The sequence below is a fragment of the Modestobacter sp. VKM Ac-2983 genome, assembly GCF_026967885.1.
GTDB lineage: Bacteria > Actinomycetota > Actinomycetes > Mycobacteriales > Geodermatophilaceae > Modestobacter.
On record NZ_JAPVBK010000006.1, the window covers coordinates 53325 to 71137 of the forward strand.

Consider the following 17813-nt stretch of genomic DNA (forward strand, 5'->3'; position numbering starts at 1 on the left):
GCATGACCGCGACCGCCGACCGGGTGGCCCCCGACCCCACCCGCACCGTGCCGCTGCCCCTGCGTGAGCAGGCCGACGTCCGGGACCGCTGGCTGACCCAGCGGCTGCTCGACGTGCTGCCCGGGCTGATGGACCGCGCGGAGATCGACCTGTGGGTGGTCGTCGGCCGCGAGTACAACGAGGACCCGGTGCTGCCGACGCTGCTGCCGGCGACCTGGCTGTCGGCCCGGCGGCGGACCATCCTGCTGTTCCACCGCAGCGACGACGGCGTCACCGCCGCGGCGGTCTCCCGGTACCCGGTCGGCCAGTTCCTCGGCTCCTGGGACGCCGACGAGCAGCCCGGGCTGACGGCGGAGGAGTCGCAGTGGGCCGCCGTCCGCCGCTTCGTCGACCAGGCCGCCCCGCGCAGGATCGGGGTCGACGTCTCGGCGACCTTCGCCCACGCCGACGGTCTGGCGCACACCGAGCACGACCTGCTGGTGCGGGCACTGGGCCCGCACGCGGAGAAGCTGGTGTCGGCCGAGCAGCTCGCGGTCGGCTGGCTGGAGACCCGGCTGCCCGAGGAGATCGCCGCACTGCACGCCCTGAACCGGCTGGCCCACGAGGTCATCGCCGAGGCCTTCTCACCGGCCGTGGTCACCGTGGGTGAGACGACGGCGCTCGACGTCGCCTGGTGGATCCGGCAGCGCTTCGCCGACCTCGGGGTGGACGCCTGGTTCCAGCCGACGGTGGGGCTGCAGCGGGCCGGCACGCCGCTCACCGACGAGCGCGGCACCGTGCTGCCCGGCGTCCCCTACGACGCGGCCATCGAGCCCGGCGACCTGGTCCACTGCGACGTCGGGCTCTCCAGCCTGGGCCTGATGACCGACACCCAGCGCAACGCCTACGTGCTCCGCCCCGGGGAGCACGCCGCCCCGGCCGGGCTGGTCTCCGCGCTGGCCGTCGGGAACCGGATGCAGGACCTGACGACCGCGGCGCTGCACCCGGGCCGGACCGGCGACGAGGTGCTCGCCGCCGCCCGCGCTGCCGCGGCTGCGGCGGGCATCGACGGTGACGTCTACTCCCACCCGGTCGGGGTGCACGGCCACGGGGCCGGCCCGGCGATCGGGATGTGGGACCAGCAGGACGGCGTCCCCGGCGCCGGGTCGGCCCTCGTGCACCCGGACACCGTCTACGCCCTCGAGCTGTGCGTTCGGGTGCCGGTCGCGGAGTGGGGCGGTCAGCTGGTGCGGATGGCGCTGGAGCAGGGCATCGCGCTCACCGCTGCCGGGGTGGAGTACCTGGACGAGCGGCAGACGAAGCTGATCCTGATCCCGTCGGGCTGAGCTGGCCGGCCAGGTCCGCGCGCAGTCGGCGGACCTCTTCGGTCAGGTCGGCCAGCTGCGCGCGCAGGACGACGCCGTCCGCCTCGTCCTGGGCCTGGGCCGCGTCGGCGACCCGGCCGACGAACCAGGAGGCCACCGCCGCGGTCACCACCCCGAGCAGGGCGATCCCGCCGATCATCAGCAGGGCCGCCACCAGCCGCCCCTCACCGGTGACCGGGTACTCGTCGCCGTAGCCGACGGTGGTGATCGTGGTGAGCCCCCACCAGACGGCGTCCCCGTAGTCGGTGATGACGGCGTCGGGGGCGTCCCGTTCGGCGTCGTAGACGGCCAGTGAGGCCATGAAGACGACGAGGGCCGAGATCGAGGTGACGTAGTAGGCGACCCGGCCGTGCAGCGAGACGGTGAGCCGGCGGTCGAGCACCCGGGCGACCCGGACGAGGCTGATGACCCGCAGCGGGCGCAGCAGGGGCAGCAGCACGGCCAGGCCGTCGACCCAGTTCCGCCGGACGAAGTGCCACCGGCGCTCGGCCAGCACCAGCCGGACGATGTAGTCGACCAGGAACACCGGCCAGACCGCGACGGTCACCACCAGCAGCGCCGTCCGCACCCACCCGGGGACGTCCGGTTGCAGCACGCGCCAGGCGTAGGCGACGACGAACAGCACCGCGATGACGATCAGCGGCCACTGACTGGCCCGCTCGTAGCGGACCCTGATGTCCTCCCTCTGCACCCGGTCAGTCTCGCCGGGTCACTTCTCGCGCGCCTCGGCGGTCTTCTGGTCGTTGGCCTTCTGGATGGCGTCGACGAGTTCGTCTTTGTCCATCTTCGACCGGCCCTCCACGTCCAGCTCCTTGGCGACGTCGTAGAGGTGGGACTTGGAGGCGTTCGCGTCCACGCCGCCCTTGGTCTCCCGGTCGGTGTCCCGGCCTCCCTCGGCCTGGGGGTCGCTCGGCCCCTTGTGGTCCTTGGGCTCCCAGTGGTCGCCCACCTTCTCGTGCGTGTGCTTCACCGCGCTCCAGGCCACCTGGTTGGCGCGCTGTGCGTCGTCGTACTCCTCGGCGGCGGAGTCGTGCGCCTTGGCGAAGGTCCGCTGCGCCTTCTCGTCCGAGCGCTGCAGGGTGCTGGGGATCTCGCTCTGCTTCGCGTCGCCGCTCTTCGTGGTCTTCGGCACGGCCGTTCTCCTCGGTCGTCGGGACGGTTGACCTCGAACGGCTACCCGGTGGGGAGCCCGGCCAGTCACCGGGCTCCCCACCGGGTTCAGGCGGTCCCGGCCGTCACCGCACGCCCAGCCAGCGGGCCTTGGCGAGGGTCACGGCGAGCGCCCAGTAGGCGGGCTTGCGGGTGTAGTCCTCGAACATCACGTTGGCCGCTCCGGTGCCCTCGAAGAAGACCGGCACCCAGGAGTACTTGTCGTTGAAGCCCCAGATGGTGAAGGAGTTGCAGTCCTCGACGCCGAGGCAGGCCTCCAGCGCCCAGCGGTACCAGTCGGCCTGCTGGCTCAGCTGCTCCTTCGTGGGCCGGCCGTCCTCCCCGAGCGGCATGCGGACGTCGAGCTCGGTGATCGCCGTCTCCAGCCCGAGGTCGTCGAAGCGCTGCAGGTTCTCCTCCAGCGTCGCCGGGAACGGGTACTCGAAGCTCAGGTGAGCCTGGGTGGCGAAGCCGTGCAACGGCACGCCCTGGGCGAGGAGCTCCTGGGCGAGGGCGTAGTAGGCGTCGCTCTTCGGCCCGATGTCGTCGACCGCGTAGTCGTTGAGGAAGAGCTGCGCCTCCGGGTCGGCCTCGTGCGCCCAGCGGAAGGCGTCGGCGATGATGCCGGGGCCCAGCTCGCTGATCCAGATGTTCTCCGGCCGGAGGGTCGGGTTGGCGCCGTCGGTGAAGATCTCGTTGGCGACGTCCCACTGCTGGATCTCGCCCGCGTAGCGGCCGACCACGGTCTGGATGTGGTCCTTGAGGATCGCGCGCAGCTCCTCGGGGGTGAAGTCGCCCTCCGCCAGCCACGCCGGGTTCTGGCTGTGCCACAGCAGGGTGTGGCCGCGCACCTCCTGCCCGTGCTCCTGGGCGAACTCGACGATCGCGTCCATGGGCTCGAAGTTGTACCGACCCTGCTCCGGGTGGATGAACTCCCACTTCATCTGGTTCTCCGGCGACAGCGAGCTGAACTCGCGCGCCAGCGCCTCGCGGTACTCCTCGTCGTAGGTGAAGGGGTCGGGGTAGTCCTGCTCGAGGTGGTGCCCGCCCCCCGCGACGGCGGTGCCGATCTCCAGGTCGCGCGGCGCCACGTCGCGCAGGCCGTACCGGTCGAGGGCCTTCTGGACGCGCTGTTCCACGGCCTGGTCGGGGACCCGGCTGCGTTCCCCGGCGGCGGCGGGGGCGAGGGTGGCGCCGAGGAGGACGGGCAGCACGCCCACCCCCACCGCGCACCGGACGAACGTTCGGGACAGGGACAGCTGGGAGCCCATGGTGCAACCTCTCGTCGGCGTCGTCGCCATATCGGGAGTTTCCGGAAGTGCTGCGACGCACGTTACGAACGAGCGGGTGCCGTGACAACAGGTCCTCGGCGTGTCCCGGAGATCTCCGATGGGCGCGCCGGAGCGCCGTAGGGTGAGCCCTCCGACGACGAGGAGGAGCACGTGTCCGAGACCCGCACGGTCACCATCGCGGCCATCGCGGCCGAGGCGGGGGTCTCCGTGCCGACGGTGTCGCGCGTCCTCAACGGCCGGTCCGACGTCGCGCCGCACACCCGGGAACGGGTCGAGCGGCTGCTGCGTGACCACGGCTACCGGCGTCGCGGGGGCCGGCCCACCGCGGCTGCCCGGCTGATCGACCTGGTCTTCAACGACCTCGACAGCCCGTGGGCCGTGGAGATCATCCGCGGTGTCGAGGACGCCGCCCACGCCGAGGGCGTGGGCACCGTCGTCACCGCGATCCACCGTCGGGCCAGCGACACCCGCTCGTGGCTGGACAACCTCGCCGGGCGCAACAGCGACGGCGCGATCCTGGTGACCAGCGACGTCGACCCGGCCCTGCACGCCGAGCTGCGCCGGCTGCACGTCCCGGCCGTGGTGATCGACCCTGCCGGGGTCCCCGAACTGGACGTGCCGACCATCGGTGCCACCAACTGGGCCGGCGGGCTGACCGCCACGGAGCACCTGATCGGGCTCGGCCACCGCCGGATCGGCGTCGTGACCGGCACGCCCACCCTGCTGTGCAGCCGGGCTCGCCAGGACGGGCACCGGGCCGCGCTGGAGGCCGCCGGGCTCACCGTCGACCCAGACCTGCAGGTCGCCGGGGACTTCAGCCACGAGGCCGGCTTCCGGGCGGCCACGGAGCTGCTGCAGTTGCCCGCGCCGCCGACCGCCGTCGTGGCCGCCAACGACCAGATGGCCTTCGGGGTGTTCGAGGCCGTCCGCCGCGCCGGCCTGCGGGTGCCCGAGGACGTCAGCGTGATCGGCTTCGACGACCTGCCGGGCGCCCAGTGGTCCTCACCGCCGCTGACCACCGTGCACCAGCCGCTGTCGGAGATGGGTTCGCTCGCTGCCCGCACCGTGCTACGACTGGTACGAGGCGAGCACCTGGAGACCCCGCGCCTGGAGCTGTCGACCCGGCTCGTCGTCCGGGAGAGCACGGCACCGCCCCGCCCCGGGGGCTGAGCGGCGGAGAGCTCAGGGCAGGTCGGCGGTCTCCGCGGACTGCCGGTGCCCGCCCTGGGCGTCGTCGGGGTCGGCGTGGATCGTGCGCTCCTCTGACTCGGCCAGGATGACCGCGGCCTGCACCTCGGGATCCAGGCCCTCGTTCGTCGGGTCGGTGTCGCCCTCGACGGACTGCTCCTCGGGCAGCAGCCGCGCCCGGGTCTCGACGTTCTGCTCGGTGACGTTGGCGATCGCCTCGGGGGACGGGTCCTTCATGGAGGGCATGGAGCTCCCCTACCCACGTCCCCCGAACCGATGCCTCACGATCAGAAGCGCTGCTGCTCGGTGTGGATCCCCAGGGCCTCGGCGACCTCTTGCACGTTGGTGAACTCCGTGCTGCTCGGCAACCGGTTCAGCGAGGCGAGCACCCGGTCGGGAGCGTGGGACTCCTGCGCCTTGGCGACCAGGGTGTCCTTGTCGGCCGGCCAGACCTCCTTGCCGAGCGCCTCGGCGAGCGCGGCTCGCTGCTCGACGTCGGCCGGGTCCGTGCCGGGTGCGGTGGCGGGCTGGTGGGGATCGGTCATGGGGGTCCTCCTCGTGTCGATGGCCGTGGACCGGCCGGTGTGGGTGACCCGTAGGTCAGCTGGAGGTGGAGGCGTCGGTGTAGCGCAGGACGGCGGCCACCGGGATGTCCCCGGGCATCGCCGTCCGCGGGACCACGACGACCGCCGCATCGCTGCCGACGGCGGCGCGCAGCAGGGCCTGGTCGGCGGGGACGCGCTCGGCGTCGGAGACCCCGAGGGCGGTCATGTCCGACTCGTCCACGCCGATCTGCAACGGGTCGGCGCCGATGAGCAGCTGCTCGTCGTCGACCTGGTCGGCGAGGACCAGGGTCTCGACCTGGGCCTTGCGCAGCGCCTCGACGACCAGCGCGGTGCCCGTCACGGCCAGGCCGTGGGCGGAGGCGGCCTGGACCTGTTCGACGGCCCGCGCCTGCCCGTGCGCCTCGTGCTCGGCGACGAGCTCCAGGGCCCGGCGCTCGACCGGCTCGCGGTCTGCTCCGGCGGCGCGGCCGCCCTCCTCGATCGAGACCAGGATGTCGCCGACCTCCTTGGTCGCCTTGTCCGCGAGCAGCTGGCGCGCCCGGACGTCGCCGGCGACGAGCACGAACTGGGCTCCGCTCTGGACGACCAGCTGGTGGAGGTGGTCGGCCACCTGGCCGAGGTTCTCCTCCCACTGGTTCTCCGCGGTGTGCATGTAGGTGTTGTGCGCCCAGCCGCCGACCTTCACCTTGCGCATGTGGAAGGTGTCGCCCTCGACGGTCTCCTCGTCGGTGGGGCGGCCGGGGACGGTGGCCACGGAGATGTCGGCGCCGACCCGGTCGGCGACGACCACCACGTGCGGCACCCGGCCGGCGAGCTGGCGCAACACCGGCAGCAGGTCCGGGTAGGGCGACCAGCGGGCGACCGGGTCGCGCGGCACGTCGGCCAGCGCCTCGTCGAGGACGACCGACCCGTCGGCGGCGACGACCAGGGCGCGGCCGCGCAGGGTGGCGATCTCCCCACCGTCGTTGGCCTGCAGCAGCTGGCTGCGCACCGACTCGACCACCCCCTCGGGTGCGCCGGCAGCGGCCAGCTCCTCGCAGACCGCGCGGACCCGCAGTTCGACCTCGGTGTCGGCGTTCTCGGTGGTGTGGGTGACGTCAGCGCAGACCGTGGCGTACGGGCCGGGCGCGCTGAACACCTGCTCCAGGAAGGTCACGTCCATGGGACGGGGGCTCCTTCGATGTGGTCGACGTGTGCGGACGGGGCCGGGGCTGGGCCCCGATCAGTGCGTCGTCGCGGCCTACCCACCGGTCCGGCCGTCTCACACCCGGTGTGTCAGCCCGTCCCGCCCGGGTAGCCGTCGGCAGAACTGTTCCCACGACCGGAAGGAGCCGGGATGTCCGAGCGCGACAGCCTCCCGCTGCCCGACTACGACCACCTGCCCGTGGGGAGCCTCACCTCACGCATCCGCACCCTGGACGCCGACGGCCTGCAGACCGTGCTGGCCTACGAGAAGTCGCACGCCAACCGGGTGCAGGTCGTCTCGGCGATGACCCACCGGCTCGATGAGCTCCAGTCCGGCGCGCAGCCCTCCGGCGGCGACCCGGCCGGCTCCCAGCCCGAGCACGCCCCCGCGCCGTCCGGTGGATCACCCGTGTCCGAGGCGACCACCGGCCCGAAGATCAACCCGCCCTCCCAGGGCGACCCGACCAACCCGGCCCAGCCCCGCTCCACCGGCTGAGCCGGACCGTCCCGGGAGGCCGGCCCAGCCGGCCCCCGGGACGGTCAGCCCCGTTCGACCGGGGCGGCCGGGCCGAGCAGCCGCTCGATGATGCGGCGGTCCCCCGGCCAGGCCTCCAGGAGAACTCCTCGGGGGACGCGGCGGGCGGCGTAGCGCAACGCCAGCGCGACCACCACGACGTCGTCCAGCGGCCCGATGACCGGCAGGAACTCCGGGATCAGGTCGATCGGCGAGAGGACCCACAGCCCGGCCACCAGCAGCGCCGCCTTCGCCCGGCGGGGGACTGCGGGGTGCCTGCGCAGCCTCCGGACCGTCGTCAGGCACGCGGGCAGGAAGCGGGCGAGCTCACGTGCGGCGCCCGGCGGCAGGGTGCGGGCCAGCACCATCAGCAGTGCCCAGCTGAGCAGCAGCCCGGCCACGGCCACCGCGAGCCAGCGTGCCCAGCCGTCCACGCCACCATCGTGGCGCACCCACCTCACCGGTGGTCCGGCGGTCCTGCTCCCGACGGGTGAACTCACGGCGCCGCCCTTCACCGCACGCGCCCCGGGACCGATCCCCCTCCATGCCCGCAGTCCCCCGCCCGCGACTCCTCCCGGGATCCCCGCGCTGGGCCCTGGTCGTCGTGGCGGCCGCGGCAGCCCTGGTGGCGGCCGGGCTGGTGGACCTCGGCGCGCCCGCCCTCGCGATCCCCGGGGTCTCCCTGGGCGGCTCGGTCGCCCTGTGCGTCGGTGCCTGTGCGGCACTGAGCTGGCGCGCCCGCCGGGTCGGGCACGAACGCGGGCTGTGGACCAGGCTGGCGCTGGCGGCCCTGCTGACCACCCTCGGTCCCGTGGCGTCCCGGGTGCTCGAGCTCGTCGACGTCCCCGCCGCGGTCGCGGCCCTGCCCGCCGAGTGGGCGCCCGTGGCGGCCTTCCCGCTCGCCTATGCCGGTCTGGTCCGCTGGAACCGGTACCGGACCAACCTCGCCGACCCGAACGACGTGCTCAACGGACTGGCCGCCGTGCTCGCGGTCGTCGCACTGCTGGACGTCGTCCTGGACCGCACCGGCAGCCGGCTGAGCGCCCTGCCGTGGTGGCAGCTGCAACCGCTGCTGGCCCAGGACGCCGCGCTGTTCGTGCTCGCCGGGACGGCGCTGTCCATGGTCTTCCTGGGGGCGATGGGCCGAGACCCACGGACCTGGCTGGTCCTCGCGGCGTTCCTCCTGCCGCTGTCCGGCGTGGCGATGACGACCGCCGGCAGCTCGACGACCGTGTGGCCGTCCTTCGCACCGGTGGGCGGTCTGCTGTGCCTGGTCCTGGCTGCGTTCCTGCGCTCGGCGCCCTCGGAGCCGCAGCCGACCGACCCGACCGCCTCCACCGTCGGGGCGTTCGTCGTGATCGCCGCCTCCACGGCGATCCTGGTGACCGGTGCCGTCAGCCACTCCACCGCCCTCGCCACGTGGTGCGCTGCGGCGGCCGCCACCGGTTCCAGCATCCGACTGCTGGTCAACGTCCGTGAGCTGTCCCAGCTGGCAGTGAGCCGCCACGAAGCGCTGACCGACGAGCTCACCGGGCTGGCGAACCGCCGGGCGGTGCTCCGCCGGGTCGAGGAGCTGTGCGGCGCCGGCCAGCCGGTGGCGCTCGCACTGCTGGACCTGGACAAGTTCAAGGAGGTCAACGACGGTCTCGGCCACGCGGCCGGCGACGACCTGCTCCGGCTGGTGGCCGACCGGCTGCGGTCGGCCCTGGGTGCCGGCGAGCTGCTCGGCCGCCTGGGTGGTGACGAGTTCGCCGTCATCGCCCGGGCCGACGGTCCTCGCTCCCCCGCCGCCCGGGCCGTGCTGCTCGGCGCCCAGCTGGAGGCCCGGTTCGCCGAGCCCTTCGAGGTGGGCGGCTTGACCCTGCACGTGGCGGTCAGCATCGGGGTCACCCACCGCGACGCCGGTCCCTCGACGGGGGACGCCGGGAGCTCGACCCGGGCATCGCTGCTGCGGCAGGCCGACGCGGCGATGTACGACGCCAAGCGCTCCGATGCCACCGTCGTCGTCTACGACCGGGCGCGGCACATCGACAGCAGTGGGCGGCTGGCCATGGTGGAGGAGCTGCGGCGGGCGCTGGTCACCGGGGAGCTGGTGCTGCACCACCAGCCGCAGGTCGACATCGCCACCCGGCAGGTCGTCGGGGTGGAGGCGCTGCTGCGCTGGCTGCACCCGGTACGCGGCCTGCTGGGGCCGGCCGAGTTCCTCCCGCTGGCGGAGGTGCACGGGCTGATGGGGGCGATCACCGACGAGGTGCTGTCCCAGGCCGTCGCCCAGGCCGCCCGCTGGCGGCAGCAGGGCCGGGTCCTGCGGGTCTCGGTGAACCTGTCGGCGAGCAACCTGCTCGACACCGAGCTGCCGCAGCGGGTGGCGGACCTGCTCCGCGCCCACGACCTCCCGCCGTCTGCGCTGGTCCTGGAGGTGACCGAGACGGTGCTGCTCAGCGACCCCGACCGCAGCCTGGCCGTCGTCGGCGCGCTCGCCGACCTGGGCACCACGGTGAGCATCGACGACTTCGGGACCGGCTACGCCTCGCTGACCTACCTGCACCAGCTGCCGGTCGCCGAGCTCAAGCTGGACCGCTCGTTCACCGCCGACCTGCTCACCGACGCCCGGGCCGCCGCCATCGTCTCCAGCACCATCGCCCTGGCCCACGAACTCGGGCTGCGGGTGGTCGCCGAGGGCGTCGAGGACCCTGCGACGCTGCTGCACCTGCGCGCCCTGGACTGCGACGAGAGCCAGGGCTTCCTGCACTCCCCGCCGCTGCCGGCTGCCGAGCTGGAGGAGTGGCTGAGCGTCCACGAGCGGCAGCGCGCCGACGTCCGGGCCTGAGCCCCGCCGATGGCGTGGTGCCTGCGGGACCGGAGACGCCTGGTGTGCCCCTCGGGACGGCGGTGAGACGACACGGTGCCGCAACGTGCGGAGAACTGCTGGACGGTCTGCCTACCGTCCGTCCATGCGCGAGAAGCGACTCCCCCCGGTCCCCCAGCCCACCGCCCGGCTGCAGCAGCTGACCCTGATCGCCGCCGCTCGGGTGAGCGCCTGCCGGACGGCGTCCAGCCAGCAGATCACCGACATCGTGCGGGTCACGGTGGACGACGAGGTCGACACCACCACGTTCCGGGCGATCGTCGCCGAGGTCGGCGGCGACGCCCAGCCCTGACCACCGGGCGCGGGCCGGTGGGCGGGTGGGTCCCCGCCCGGGGCCACGAGCCGGTTTGCGGGTGCGGGACGACGGGCAGGAGCCGGGCGATCCCGGCTCCGTAGCCGGGTCCACGCCGCACCCAGGAACCGGTGCCCGGGCGGGGGCCCGCTGCACGTGGGTGCGCCCGCGGCGGGGGCGCGAGGAGGACCATGACGACGACCGCACCCGGCGACGCGGTGCTCGCCGCCGCCCTCCCGGAGGCGCCCGCGTCGACGCTGGAGACGATCGGGACACCGGTCCTGTGGGCGGCGACCATCGCCGCCGTCATCGCCCTGCTGGCGCTGGACTTCGTGGTCACCCGCCGACCGCACGCCGTGTCGATGCGCGAGGCGGTGGGCTGGTCGGTCTTCTACGTCGCGCTGCCGCTGGCCTTCGCCGTCTTCATCTGGACGCAGTACGGCTCCCAGACCGGGCTGGAGTACCTGACCGGCTACCTGGTCGAGAAGTCGCTCTCGGTGGACAACCTGTTCGTCTTCATGCTGCTGCTGTCGGCGTTCGCCGTGCCGGTCGAGCTGCAGCAGCGGGTCCTCCTGTACGGCATCGTGGGCGCCCTGGTGCTGCGCGGCATCTTCATCGCGCTGGGGGCGGCGGCCCTGCAGAACCTCAGCTGGGCCTTCCTGCTGTTCGGCGCGATCCTGCTGCTGACCGCGGTCAAGGTGCTGCGGGATCAGCGGTCCGGGCACGGCAACGAGCTGGACATCTCCTCGATGCGGTCGGTCAGGCTGCTGCGGCGGTTGATGCCGGTGACCGAGACCTACCACGGCCCGCGGCTGTTCATCCAGGAGGCGGGCAAGCGCACGGCGACCCCGTTCGCGCTGGTCGTGTTCGCCGTCCTGGCCACCGACGTCGTCTTCGCCGTCGACTCCGTGCCCGCCGTCTACGGCATCACCGGCGACCCGTTCCTGGTGTTCGCCACCAACGCCTTCGCACTGCTCGGGCTGCGGGCGCTCTACTTCGTCCTGCAGGGCGCGCTCAGCAAGCTGGTGCACCTGGGGTACGGCCTGGCCGCCATCCTCGGCTTCATCGGCGTCAAGCTGGTCCTGCACTGGGCGCACGGGGTCTGGCCGGAGACGCCGGAGATCCCGACCCTGGCGTCCCTCGGGGTCATCGTGGGGATCCTCGCGCTGGTGACCGCGACCAGCCTCTACGCCACCCGGGACGACGGACGCGGGGAAGATCACCCGGAACACCAGACCGGCCACGTGAGCCACCCGGGCGGGCAGCCGCGGGTCGACCGGGCGGACGCCGCCGACGCCTCCCGGGAGGGAGACGGCGGCTGAGGGGGCGACGGACGAGTCGGCCTGTACGCCGGGTTCTGTCCCCGGGCGCCTCGCGGCGTCCCGATGAGCGGCCATCCATCTAGGCCTGCCGTTGCCGACAGGCTCGAGCGGTCCACCCGCAGGCTCGGGCGGGCAGCCCTCGAACGCCTGCGCAGGACGGCGGCGGACCGCCGTCCCTTTTCGACCTTGCTCCGGGTGGGGTTTACCGAGCCACACCGGTCACCCGGTGTGCGGTGGTCTCTTACACCGCCGTTTCACCCTTACCAGTGCACGCACTGGCGGTCTGTTCTCTGTGGCACTTTCCCGCGGGTCACCCCGGGTCGCTGTTGGCGACCACCCTGCCCTGTGGAGCCCGGACGTTCCTCGGCGGCGGGGTCTCCCCCACCGACGCGACCGCCCAGCCGACTCGTCCGTCGTGCCGGCAGCCTACCCCCGCCGCTCAGGCCGGCTGCAGCTCAGCCCCAGTAGAGCCGGAAGCCGACCTGGCGCCCGCCGTCCTCGGTGAGGGTGGCCATGTCGACCTGCCGGCGGGCCTGCTCCGCCACCGGGTCGTCGGACAGCGCCTCCAGGTAGCGGCGGTGCTCGACGAGGGAGGCGACGGCGGTCTCGACGCCGGCGCTGACGTCGACCACGTGCGGCGGCGGGTACCCGACGGCGTGCACGGCGACGTACTGCACGCCCGACCACGGCGTCTCGGTCAGGTCGGGGAAGATCCACTCGTTGCCCGCGTCGGCCACCGCGTCCAGCAGCGACCGGGTCAGCGCCCGGTGGTCGGCGGAGTTCAGCGCGCCGGGGGTGACCTCCGGCGGGGTCCAGGTGTCCCCGCCGTGCATGACCACGACCAGGTCGGGCCGGTGCCGGCGCAGCGCCCCGGCGAGGTCCCGGCGCAGCTGCAGGTCGGCGACGAGGACGCCGTCGGAGTGGTCGAGGAACTCCACCTCCGAGACGCCGACGACGGCGGCCGACCGGCGCTCCTCCTCCTCGCGCAGCGGACCGGCCTCGGCCGGTGAGAGCCCGGCGATGCCCGCCTCGCCGCGGGTGGCCAGCAGGTAGTGCACCTCCTTGCCCGCCGCCGTCCACACCGCGACCGCGGCCGCGGGGCCGTACTCGATGTCGTCGGGGTGCGCGGCGACGACGAGGGCGCGCTGCCAGTCGTCGGGGAACGGGGCGGGAGCGGTGGCCATGCCCGGAGTCTGCCCGCTCAGCGCGCCGGGGCGGTCTCCGGCTCCGCCGCCCGCGGCCCGCCCTGGCTGGGGGCCGGGGCGCGCACCAGCCACAGCACCAGCAGCCCGCCCACGATGCCGGCGCCGCCACTGACCAGGAAGACCTCCCGCAGCCCGCTGGCGTAGGCGCTGCCCAGCAGGTCGGCGAGGCCGGCCCGGTCCGCGGGGGGCGCCGAGCCGACGAGCTGGCCGGCCTGGCCGGCGGTCAGTGCGGAGGCGGTGTCCGCGGGATCGGCTGCGCCGGCGTCCCGGAGCACGCCGGCCGCCTGCGCGGTGAAGACGCTGCCGAGCACCGCCACGCCCAGGGCGAAACCGAGCTGCCGGGCGGTGTTCACCGCGCCCGAGGCCATCCCGCTGCGCTCGCGCGGCACCGCGGCCAGCGCCGAGGACGCCAGCGACGGGTTGGCCACGCCGACCCCGATGCCCAGCACGGCCAGCCCCGGGACCAGGACCCGCCACGAGGAGTCGGCCTGCACGAAGGCCATCAGCAGCGCGGCGACGCCGATGACGACCAGCCCGCCGCCGACCACGAACCGCGGGGGGAACGTCTGGAGCCAGCGCCCGGCGAAGGCGGCCACGACGAAGCTGAACGCCGAGAGCGGGATGAACACCAGCCCGGCCTGCAGCGGTGAGAGCCCGAGCACCGACTGCAGCCACAGCGAGATGTAGAGGCTGCCGCTGAACGCAGCGGCGTTCAGCAGCAGCGCGCCGAGCATGATCCCGGTGAAGGAACGGTTGCCGAACAGCCGGACGTCGAGCATCGGCGCCGGGCGAGCGCGCTCGACGCGCACCCAGGCGGCCAGCACGAGGACGCCGGCGGCCAGCGGGCCCCAGGCGACCGGGGCGCTCCACCCGTCGGCGGCGGCGCGCACGAGGCCGAAGACGATCCCCGAGGCGCCGAGGGTGAACAACACGATGCCGGGGACGTCGGGCCGTGGGGCGTTCGGCTGGCGCGTCTCCTGCACCGCGATGAGGGTCAGCACGACGCCGAACACGCTGATCGGCAGGTTGACGAAGAAGATCCACCGCCAGTCGAGCTCGGTGAGGGCGCCACCGAGGATCGGGCCCAGGGCCGCGGCCGCCCCGACCACGGCCCCCCAGATCCCGAAGGCGGTCCCGCGGTCGCGCCCCTCGTAGCTGGTGTTGATCAGCGCGATCGTGGTGGCCAGCATGGCCGCCGCCCCGACGCCCTGCACCGCCCGCGCCCCGATCAGCAGCTCAGCGCTGGGGGCGAGCCCGCAGGCCAGCGACGCGACGGCGAAGAGGACCAGGCCGATCAGGTAGACCCGGCGCCGCCCGTACAGGTCGGCGAGCGACCCGGCGCCCAGCACCAGGGCCGCCAGCGCGAGCGCGTACACGTCGACGACCCACTGGAGCTGGCCGAAGCTGGTGTCCAGGTCGGTGGCCATGTCGGGCAGGGCGACGTTCACGATCGTGACGTCGATGAGGAGCATGAACGTGCCGGTGCAGATCGCGACCAGCGGCAACCACGAACGCATGGTGCCACTGTGCAACGGTCCTGGGACAGAACCTGGTTCGCCCGGCCCGTAGTGACGGGATCCTCCATCTGGGGCCCCGTGGTGCAGGATGGCGACCGTGCTCGATGCAGTGGACCGCCAGATCGTGCACGCCATGCAGGTCGACGGCCGGGCGCCGTTCAGCCGGATCGGCGCCGTCCTGGGCGTCTCGGAGCAGACCGTGGCCCGCCGGTGGCGGCGGCTGCGGGCCGACGGCGTGGTCCGGGTGCTCGGGCTCACCACCCCGGAGGCCACCGAGCCCAGCTGGCACATCCGGATGCGGGTGCAGCCGGCCGCCGCGGGCGCCGTGGCGGACGCCCTGGCCCGCCGTCCCGACGTCTCGTGGGTGAGCCTGACCGCCGGCGGCGCGGAGATCACCTGCTCGACGCGGCCCCGCACGACCCGCCAGCGCGACGCCCTGCTGCTGGACCGGCTGCCGCGCACCGTCCAGGTCATCGACCTCGCCGCGTTCTCGGTGCTCCACTCCTACGTCGGCGGCGCCTACGAGTGGACCGACTTCGACGACCCGCTCAGCGCGGAGCAGATCGCCGCCCTGGGCTCGGACTCGTCCCGGGCGGCCCCCACCCCCGTGGTCCTCGACCCGGAGGACGAGCTGCTGCTGGCCGCGCTCGCCACCGACGGCCGGCTCAGCTGGGCCGAGCTCGCCGGGGTCACCGGGTGGTCGGAGAGCCGGGTGGCCCGGCGGGTGGAGGCGCTGCGCTCGGCCGGCGCCCTCTACTTCGACCTGGAGATCGCCACCGAGCTGCTGGGGCACCCGGTGAGCGCGCTGCTCTGGCTGGGCGTCGCCCCGAAGGACATCGCCCACGTCGGTGAGGCCCTGGCCAGGGCGCCGGAGACCGGCTTCACCGCAGTCGTGACCGGCCCGGCCAACCTGATGGTCGCGGTGACCTGCCGGGACACCGCCCACCTGTACCGCTTCCTCACCGACCGGGTCGGCGCCCTGCCGGTGCGCACGCTGGAGACCTCGACGGTGCTGCGCCGGGTCAAGCAGGCCGGCAGCCTGATGGACGGCCCGCGGCTCACCGACCCCGAGCCGCCCCCGGTCCGCGGCCGCTGATCAGCGGCCGCGGGCGACCCGCAGCGCGGCGCTGAGCATCGGCACCTGGAAGGGGATCCGCGCCACCGCGACCGTGAGCCTGGCCGGGTCGCGCCGGAACCTGCGGAGCGTCTGGGCGTGCGCGGGCAGCACGCCGACCAGCACGGCCACCGCGGCCCAGCCCCCGAGCCGGCGGGTCCGCGGGACGGCGAGCAGGGCAGCCGTGGCCAGCTCCGCCACCCCGCTGCCGGTCACCCACGGCCGGGCGGGCCCCAGCTCCGGGGGGATCATCCAGTCGTAGGTCTGCGGCCGCACCAGGTGCACCGCGCCCGACCCGGCCATCCCGGCGGCCATCACCAGCGCGCGCACGTCATCCCTCATGAGCCGGACAGTAGGCTCCGCGCCCGTGTCCGCTGTCGACCTGCTCATCGCCGCAGGGGTCGCCCTCCTGGCCGGCGGCATCAACTCGATCGCCGGCGGCGGGTCGCTGATCCTCTTCCCCGTGCTGGTGGCCCTGGGGTTGGGGACGGTGGCGGCGAACGTGACCAACTCGGTCGCCCAGTGGCCCGGCTACATCGGCGGGGTGCTCGGCTTCCGCAACGAGTACAGCGGTCAGCGGGGCCGGATGATCCGGTTCTCGGTGGTCGCGGTGCTGGGCGGCACGGTGGGATCGGTGCTGCTGCTGACGACGCCGACCGAGGCCTTCGACACCGTCGTCCCGGTGCTGGTCTTCCTCGCCAGCACCCTCCTGGCCTTCCAGACGATGATCACCAAGCGGCTCAAGAAGCAGCCGGAGGGCGTCGTCCACGCCGACCCGGTGTGGCTGTACGTGATGCTGTTCCTGGCCACCGTCTACGGCGGCTACTTCGGCGGCGCGCTCGGCGTCATCCTGGTCGGCGTCCTGGGGCTCGGGCTGGGCCGGCTCAAGCTGGCCAACGCGATGAAGAGCGCGATCTCGCTGGTCACCGCCTCGGTGACCGTCGTGGTCTTCGGCATCTGGGGCCCCGTGGAGTGGGCCTACGTCGCGGTCTGTGCCCCGGCTGCCCTGCTCGGCGGCTTCCTCGGCGCGAAGGTGGCGACCCGCATCCCGACCACGCCGCTGCGCGTGCTCATCGTCGCGTTCGGCATCGGGGTGTCGATCTACCTCTTCCTCCGCACCTGACGGCAGCGCCCGTTGATCAACTGCGGGTGAGGCTCACTCGCCGCCGCGGCCGGGCTCGCCGATCGCGATCATCGCCTCGACCGCCCGCCGGGCACGGGCGGCCGTCTGCGGGTCGACGTCGATCGCCCCCTCGCCGGTGCGGAGCGTGTGCAGCAGCTTCGCCGGGGTGATCATCTTCATGTAGCGGCAGGCTGCCCGGGCGTTCATCGGGATGAACTCGGTCGTCGAGTTCAGCGACCGCAGCTGGTGCAGGATGCCGATCTCGGTGGCCACCAGCACCTGGCCGGCGGTGCTGGCCGCGGCGGCGGTGGCCATGCCCCCGGTCGAGAGCACCCGGGTGCGGTCGGCCGGCAGGTCACCGTGGCTGACCAGGTCCAGCACCGAGGTGGTGCACCCGCACTCGGGGTGCACCAGGATCTCCGCGTCGGGGTGGGCGGCGATCTGCGACCGGACGTCGGCCGGGCTGATCCCGGCGTGCACGTGGCACTCCCCCGCCCAGATCGAGATGTTCGACCGGCCGGTCACCCGCTTCACGTGCGCGCCGAGGAACTGGTCGGGCAGGAAGAGGATCTCCTGGTCGGCCGGGATCGATCGCACGACGTCGGCGGCGTTGGACGACGTGCAGCAGATGTCGGTCTCGGCCTTCACCGCCGCGGTGGTGTTGACGTAGCTGACCACGACGGCACCGGGGTGCTCGGCCTTCCACTCCCGCAGCTGCTCGGCGGTGATGCTGTCGGCCAGCGAGCAGCCTGCGGCGAGGTCGGGCAGCAGCACGGTCTTGTCCGGCGACAGGATCTTCGCCGTCTCGGCCATGAAGTGCACGCCGCAGAAGACGATCTCGCGGGCGTCGGTCTCGGCGGCGACCCGGGAGAGGTACAGCGAGTCGCCGGTGAAGTGGGCGACGTCCTGGATCTCGGGGACCTGGTAGTTGTGCGCCAGGACGACGGCGCCGCGCTCGTCGGCCAGCCGGCGGACCTCGGCCGCCCACGTCTCGTACTCGGCGGCGGACATGGTGCGCTCATCGACGACGGTCGCGGTCACAGAACTCCTCAGCAGGCCGGGCATGACTACCGTTGGGTCCAACAGTCGGGGCCGCTGGCGGCTTCCCGGGGC

At 73.7% G+C, this 17813-nt stretch carries 19 protein-coding genes and 1 other RNA gene; 8 read left to right on the plus strand and 12 right to left on the minus strand.

The window, feature by feature from the left end; genetic code table 11:
- Nucleotides 1–2: 2 nt before the first annotated feature.
- Nucleotides 3–1325 (plus strand): M24 family metallopeptidase, encoded by a 1323-nt coding sequence (locus tag O2W18_RS20545; RefSeq protein WP_269189277.1) that lies wholly within the window; start codon nt 3–5, stop codon nt 1323–1325.
- Here O2W18_RS20545 and O2W18_RS20550 read toward each other — a convergent pair.
- The 3 genes from O2W18_RS20550 to O2W18_RS20560 form a co-directional block, all read right to left on the minus strand.
- Nucleotides 1258–2055 carry a potassium channel family protein gene (locus O2W18_RS20550; RefSeq protein WP_269189278.1) on the minus strand — a complete coding sequence of 266 codons (798 nt, stop codon included), beginning with the start codon at nt 2053–2055 and terminating at the stop codon, nt 1258–1260. The genes O2W18_RS20545 and O2W18_RS20550 overlap by 68 nt on opposite strands.
- 18 nt (nt 2056–2073) lie before the next feature.
- Nucleotides 2074–2496 carry a ChaB family protein gene (locus tag O2W18_RS20555; protein WP_269189279.1) on the minus strand — a complete coding sequence of 141 codons (423 nt, stop codon included), beginning with the start codon at nt 2494–2496 and terminating at the stop codon, nt 2074–2076.
- A 103-nt stretch (nt 2497–2599) separates the two neighbouring features.
- Entirely contained in the window at nt 2600–3784 is a 1185-nt protein-coding gene (locus O2W18_RS20560; protein ID WP_269189280.1) for an endo-1,4-beta-xylanase, read from the minus strand.
- 171 nt (nt 3785–3955) lie between these two features.
- Between O2W18_RS20560 and O2W18_RS20565 the strand changes: the two genes are divergently transcribed.
- Nucleotides 3956–4975, plus strand: coding sequence for a LacI family DNA-binding transcriptional regulator (locus O2W18_RS20565; protein ID WP_269189281.1), 1020 nt, complete (start codon nt 3956–3958; stop codon nt 4973–4975).
- Nucleotides 4976–4987: 12 nt separating this feature from the next.
- Here the strand turns inward: O2W18_RS20565 and O2W18_RS20570 are convergent, their stop codons facing one another.
- The 3 genes from O2W18_RS20570 to O2W18_RS20580 are packed head-to-tail and all read right to left on the minus strand — an operon-like array spanning nt 4988 to nt 6721.
- Nucleotides 4988–5239 (minus strand): hypothetical protein, encoded by a 252-nt coding sequence (locus O2W18_RS20570; RefSeq protein WP_269189282.1) that lies wholly within the window; start codon nt 5237–5239, stop codon nt 4988–4990.
- A gap of 41 nt (nt 5240–5280) precedes the next feature.
- Nucleotides 5281–5538, minus strand: a complete 258-nt coding sequence (locus O2W18_RS20575; RefSeq protein WP_269189283.1) for a DUF2795 domain-containing protein — start codon at nt 5536–5538, stop codon at nt 5281–5283.
- Between the two features lie 55 nt (nt 5539–5593).
- Nucleotides 5594–6721 (minus strand): baeRF2 domain-containing protein, encoded by a 1128-nt coding sequence (locus tag O2W18_RS20580; protein WP_269189284.1) that lies wholly within the window; start codon nt 6719–6721, stop codon nt 5594–5596.
- Nucleotides 6722–6895: 174 nt separating this feature from the next.
- On the opposite strand from O2W18_RS20580, the gene O2W18_RS20585 reads away from it, so the two are divergent.
- Complete coding sequence (locus O2W18_RS20585; RefSeq protein WP_269189285.1) at nt 6896–7240, plus strand: hypothetical protein; 345 nt, start codon at nt 6896–6898, stop codon at nt 7238–7240.
- Nucleotides 7241–7284: 44 nt separating this feature from the next.
- Here the strand turns inward: O2W18_RS20585 and O2W18_RS20590 are convergent, their stop codons facing one another.
- Complete coding sequence (locus O2W18_RS20590) at nt 7285–7692, minus strand: YkvA family protein (RefSeq protein ID WP_269189286.1); 408 nt, start codon at nt 7690–7692, stop codon at nt 7285–7287.
- A 110-nt stretch (nt 7693–7802) separates the two neighbouring features.
- Between O2W18_RS20590 and O2W18_RS20595 the strand changes: the two genes are divergently transcribed.
- The 3 genes from O2W18_RS20595 (at nt 7803) to O2W18_RS20605 (ending at nt 11741) form a co-directional block, all read left to right on the plus strand.
- Nucleotides 7803–10088, plus strand: a complete 2286-nt coding sequence (locus O2W18_RS20595; RefSeq protein WP_269189288.1) for a putative bifunctional diguanylate cyclase/phosphodiesterase — start codon at nt 7803–7805, stop codon at nt 10086–10088.
- A 124-nt stretch (nt 10089–10212) separates the two neighbouring features.
- The gene (locus O2W18_RS20600) at nt 10213–10419 is read left to right on the plus strand and encodes a hypothetical protein (protein WP_269189289.1); all 207 of its coding nucleotides are present in this window, start codon (nt 10213–10215) and stop codon (nt 10417–10419) included.
- A gap of 191 nt (nt 10420–10610) precedes the next feature.
- A complete protein-coding gene (locus O2W18_RS20605; protein WP_269189290.1) occupies nt 10611–11741 on the plus strand; it encodes a TerC family protein in 1131 nt (376 codons plus the stop codon).
- A gap of 8 nt (nt 11742–11749) precedes the next feature.
- Here O2W18_RS20605 and rnpB read toward each other — a convergent pair.
- From rnpB to O2W18_RS20620, 3 genes are all read right to left on the minus strand, one after another.
- An RNA gene (rnpB, locus tag O2W18_RS20610) (RNase P RNA component class A) lies at nt 11750–12150 on the minus strand.
- 46 nt (nt 12151–12196) lie between these two features.
- On the minus strand, nt 12197–12925 hold the full coding sequence (locus O2W18_RS20615; protein WP_269189291.1) for a PIG-L deacetylase family protein: 729 nt from the start codon (nt 12923–12925) through the stop codon (nt 12197–12199).
- Nucleotides 12926–12942: 17 nt separating this feature from the next.
- Nucleotides 12943–14463: an MFS transporter gene (locus O2W18_RS20620; RefSeq protein ID WP_269189292.1), complete on the minus strand. Its 1521-nt coding sequence runs from the start codon at nt 14461–14463 to the stop codon at nt 12943–12945.
- Between the two features lie 97 nt (nt 14464–14560).
- Here O2W18_RS20620 and O2W18_RS20625 point away from each other — a divergent pair, with 97 nt between their 5' ends.
- Nucleotides 14561–15559, plus strand: a complete 999-nt coding sequence (locus O2W18_RS20625; RefSeq protein WP_269189293.1) for an Lrp/AsnC family transcriptional regulator — start codon at nt 14561–14563, stop codon at nt 15557–15559.
- Here O2W18_RS20625 and O2W18_RS20630 read toward each other — a convergent pair whose 3' ends face one another.
- On the minus strand, nt 15560–15919 hold the full coding sequence (locus O2W18_RS20630; protein ID WP_269189294.1) for a DoxX family protein: 360 nt from the start codon (nt 15917–15919) through the stop codon (nt 15560–15562).
- Between the two features lie 25 nt (nt 15920–15944).
- Between O2W18_RS20630 and O2W18_RS20635 the strand changes: the two genes are divergently transcribed.
- Nucleotides 15945–16700, plus strand: a complete 756-nt coding sequence (locus tag O2W18_RS20635) for a sulfite exporter TauE/SafE family protein (RefSeq protein WP_269189295.1) — start codon at nt 15945–15947, stop codon at nt 16698–16700.
- A gap of 33 nt (nt 16701–16733) precedes the next feature.
- Here the strand turns inward: O2W18_RS20635 and nadA are convergent, their stop codons facing one another.
- On the minus strand, nt 16734–17741 hold the full coding sequence (gene nadA / locus O2W18_RS20640; RefSeq protein ID WP_269189296.1) for a quinolinate synthase NadA: 1008 nt from the start codon (nt 17739–17741) through the stop codon (nt 16734–16736).
- Between the last annotated feature and the right edge of the window lie 72 nt (nt 17742–17813).

What these genes read in the sequence shown, in the direction of transcription:
- O2W18_RS20560 (WP_269189280.1), bottom strand. Translation starts at nt 3,784, where the DNA reads ATGGGCTCCCAGCTGTCCCTGTCCCGAACGTTCGTCCGGTGCGCGGTG.
- O2W18_RS20580 (WP_269189284.1), bottom strand. Translation starts at nt 6,721, where the DNA reads ATGGACGTGACCTTCCTGGAGCAGGTGTTCAGCGCGCCCGGCCCGTAC.
- O2W18_RS20615 (WP_269189291.1), bottom strand. Translation starts at nt 12,925, where the DNA reads ATGGCCACCGCTCCCGCCCCGTTCCCCGACGACTGGCAGCGCGCCCTC.
- O2W18_RS20545 (WP_269189277.1), top strand. Translation starts at nt 3, where the DNA reads ATGACCGCGACCGCCGACCGGGTGGCCCCCGACCCCACCCGCACCGTG.
- O2W18_RS20630 (WP_269189294.1), bottom strand. Translation starts at nt 15,919, where the DNA reads ATGAGGGATGACGTGCGCGCGCTGGTGATGGCCGCCGGGATGGCCGGG.
- O2W18_RS20575 (WP_269189283.1), bottom strand. Translation starts at nt 5,538, where the DNA reads ATGACCGATCCCCACCAGCCCGCCACCGCACCCGGCACGGACCCGGCC.
- O2W18_RS20605 (WP_269189290.1), top strand. Translation starts at nt 10,611, where the DNA reads ATGACGACGACCGCACCCGGCGACGCGGTGCTCGCCGCCGCCCTCCCG.
- O2W18_RS20585 (WP_269189285.1), top strand. Translation starts at nt 6,896, where the DNA reads ATGTCCGAGCGCGACAGCCTCCCGCTGCCCGACTACGACCACCTGCCC.
- O2W18_RS20620 (WP_269189292.1), bottom strand. Translation starts at nt 14,463, where the DNA reads ATGCGTTCGTGGTTGCCGCTGGTCGCGATCTGCACCGGCACGTTCATG.
- O2W18_RS20570 (WP_269189282.1), bottom strand. Translation starts at nt 5,239, where the DNA reads ATGCCCTCCATGAAGGACCCGTCCCCCGAGGCGATCGCCAACGTCACC.
- O2W18_RS20600 (WP_269189289.1), top strand. Translation starts at nt 10,213, where the DNA reads ATGCGCGAGAAGCGACTCCCCCCGGTCCCCCAGCCCACCGCCCGGCTG.
- O2W18_RS20595 (WP_269189288.1), top strand. Translation starts at nt 7,803, where the DNA reads ATGCCCGCAGTCCCCCGCCCGCGACTCCTCCCGGGATCCCCGCGCTGG.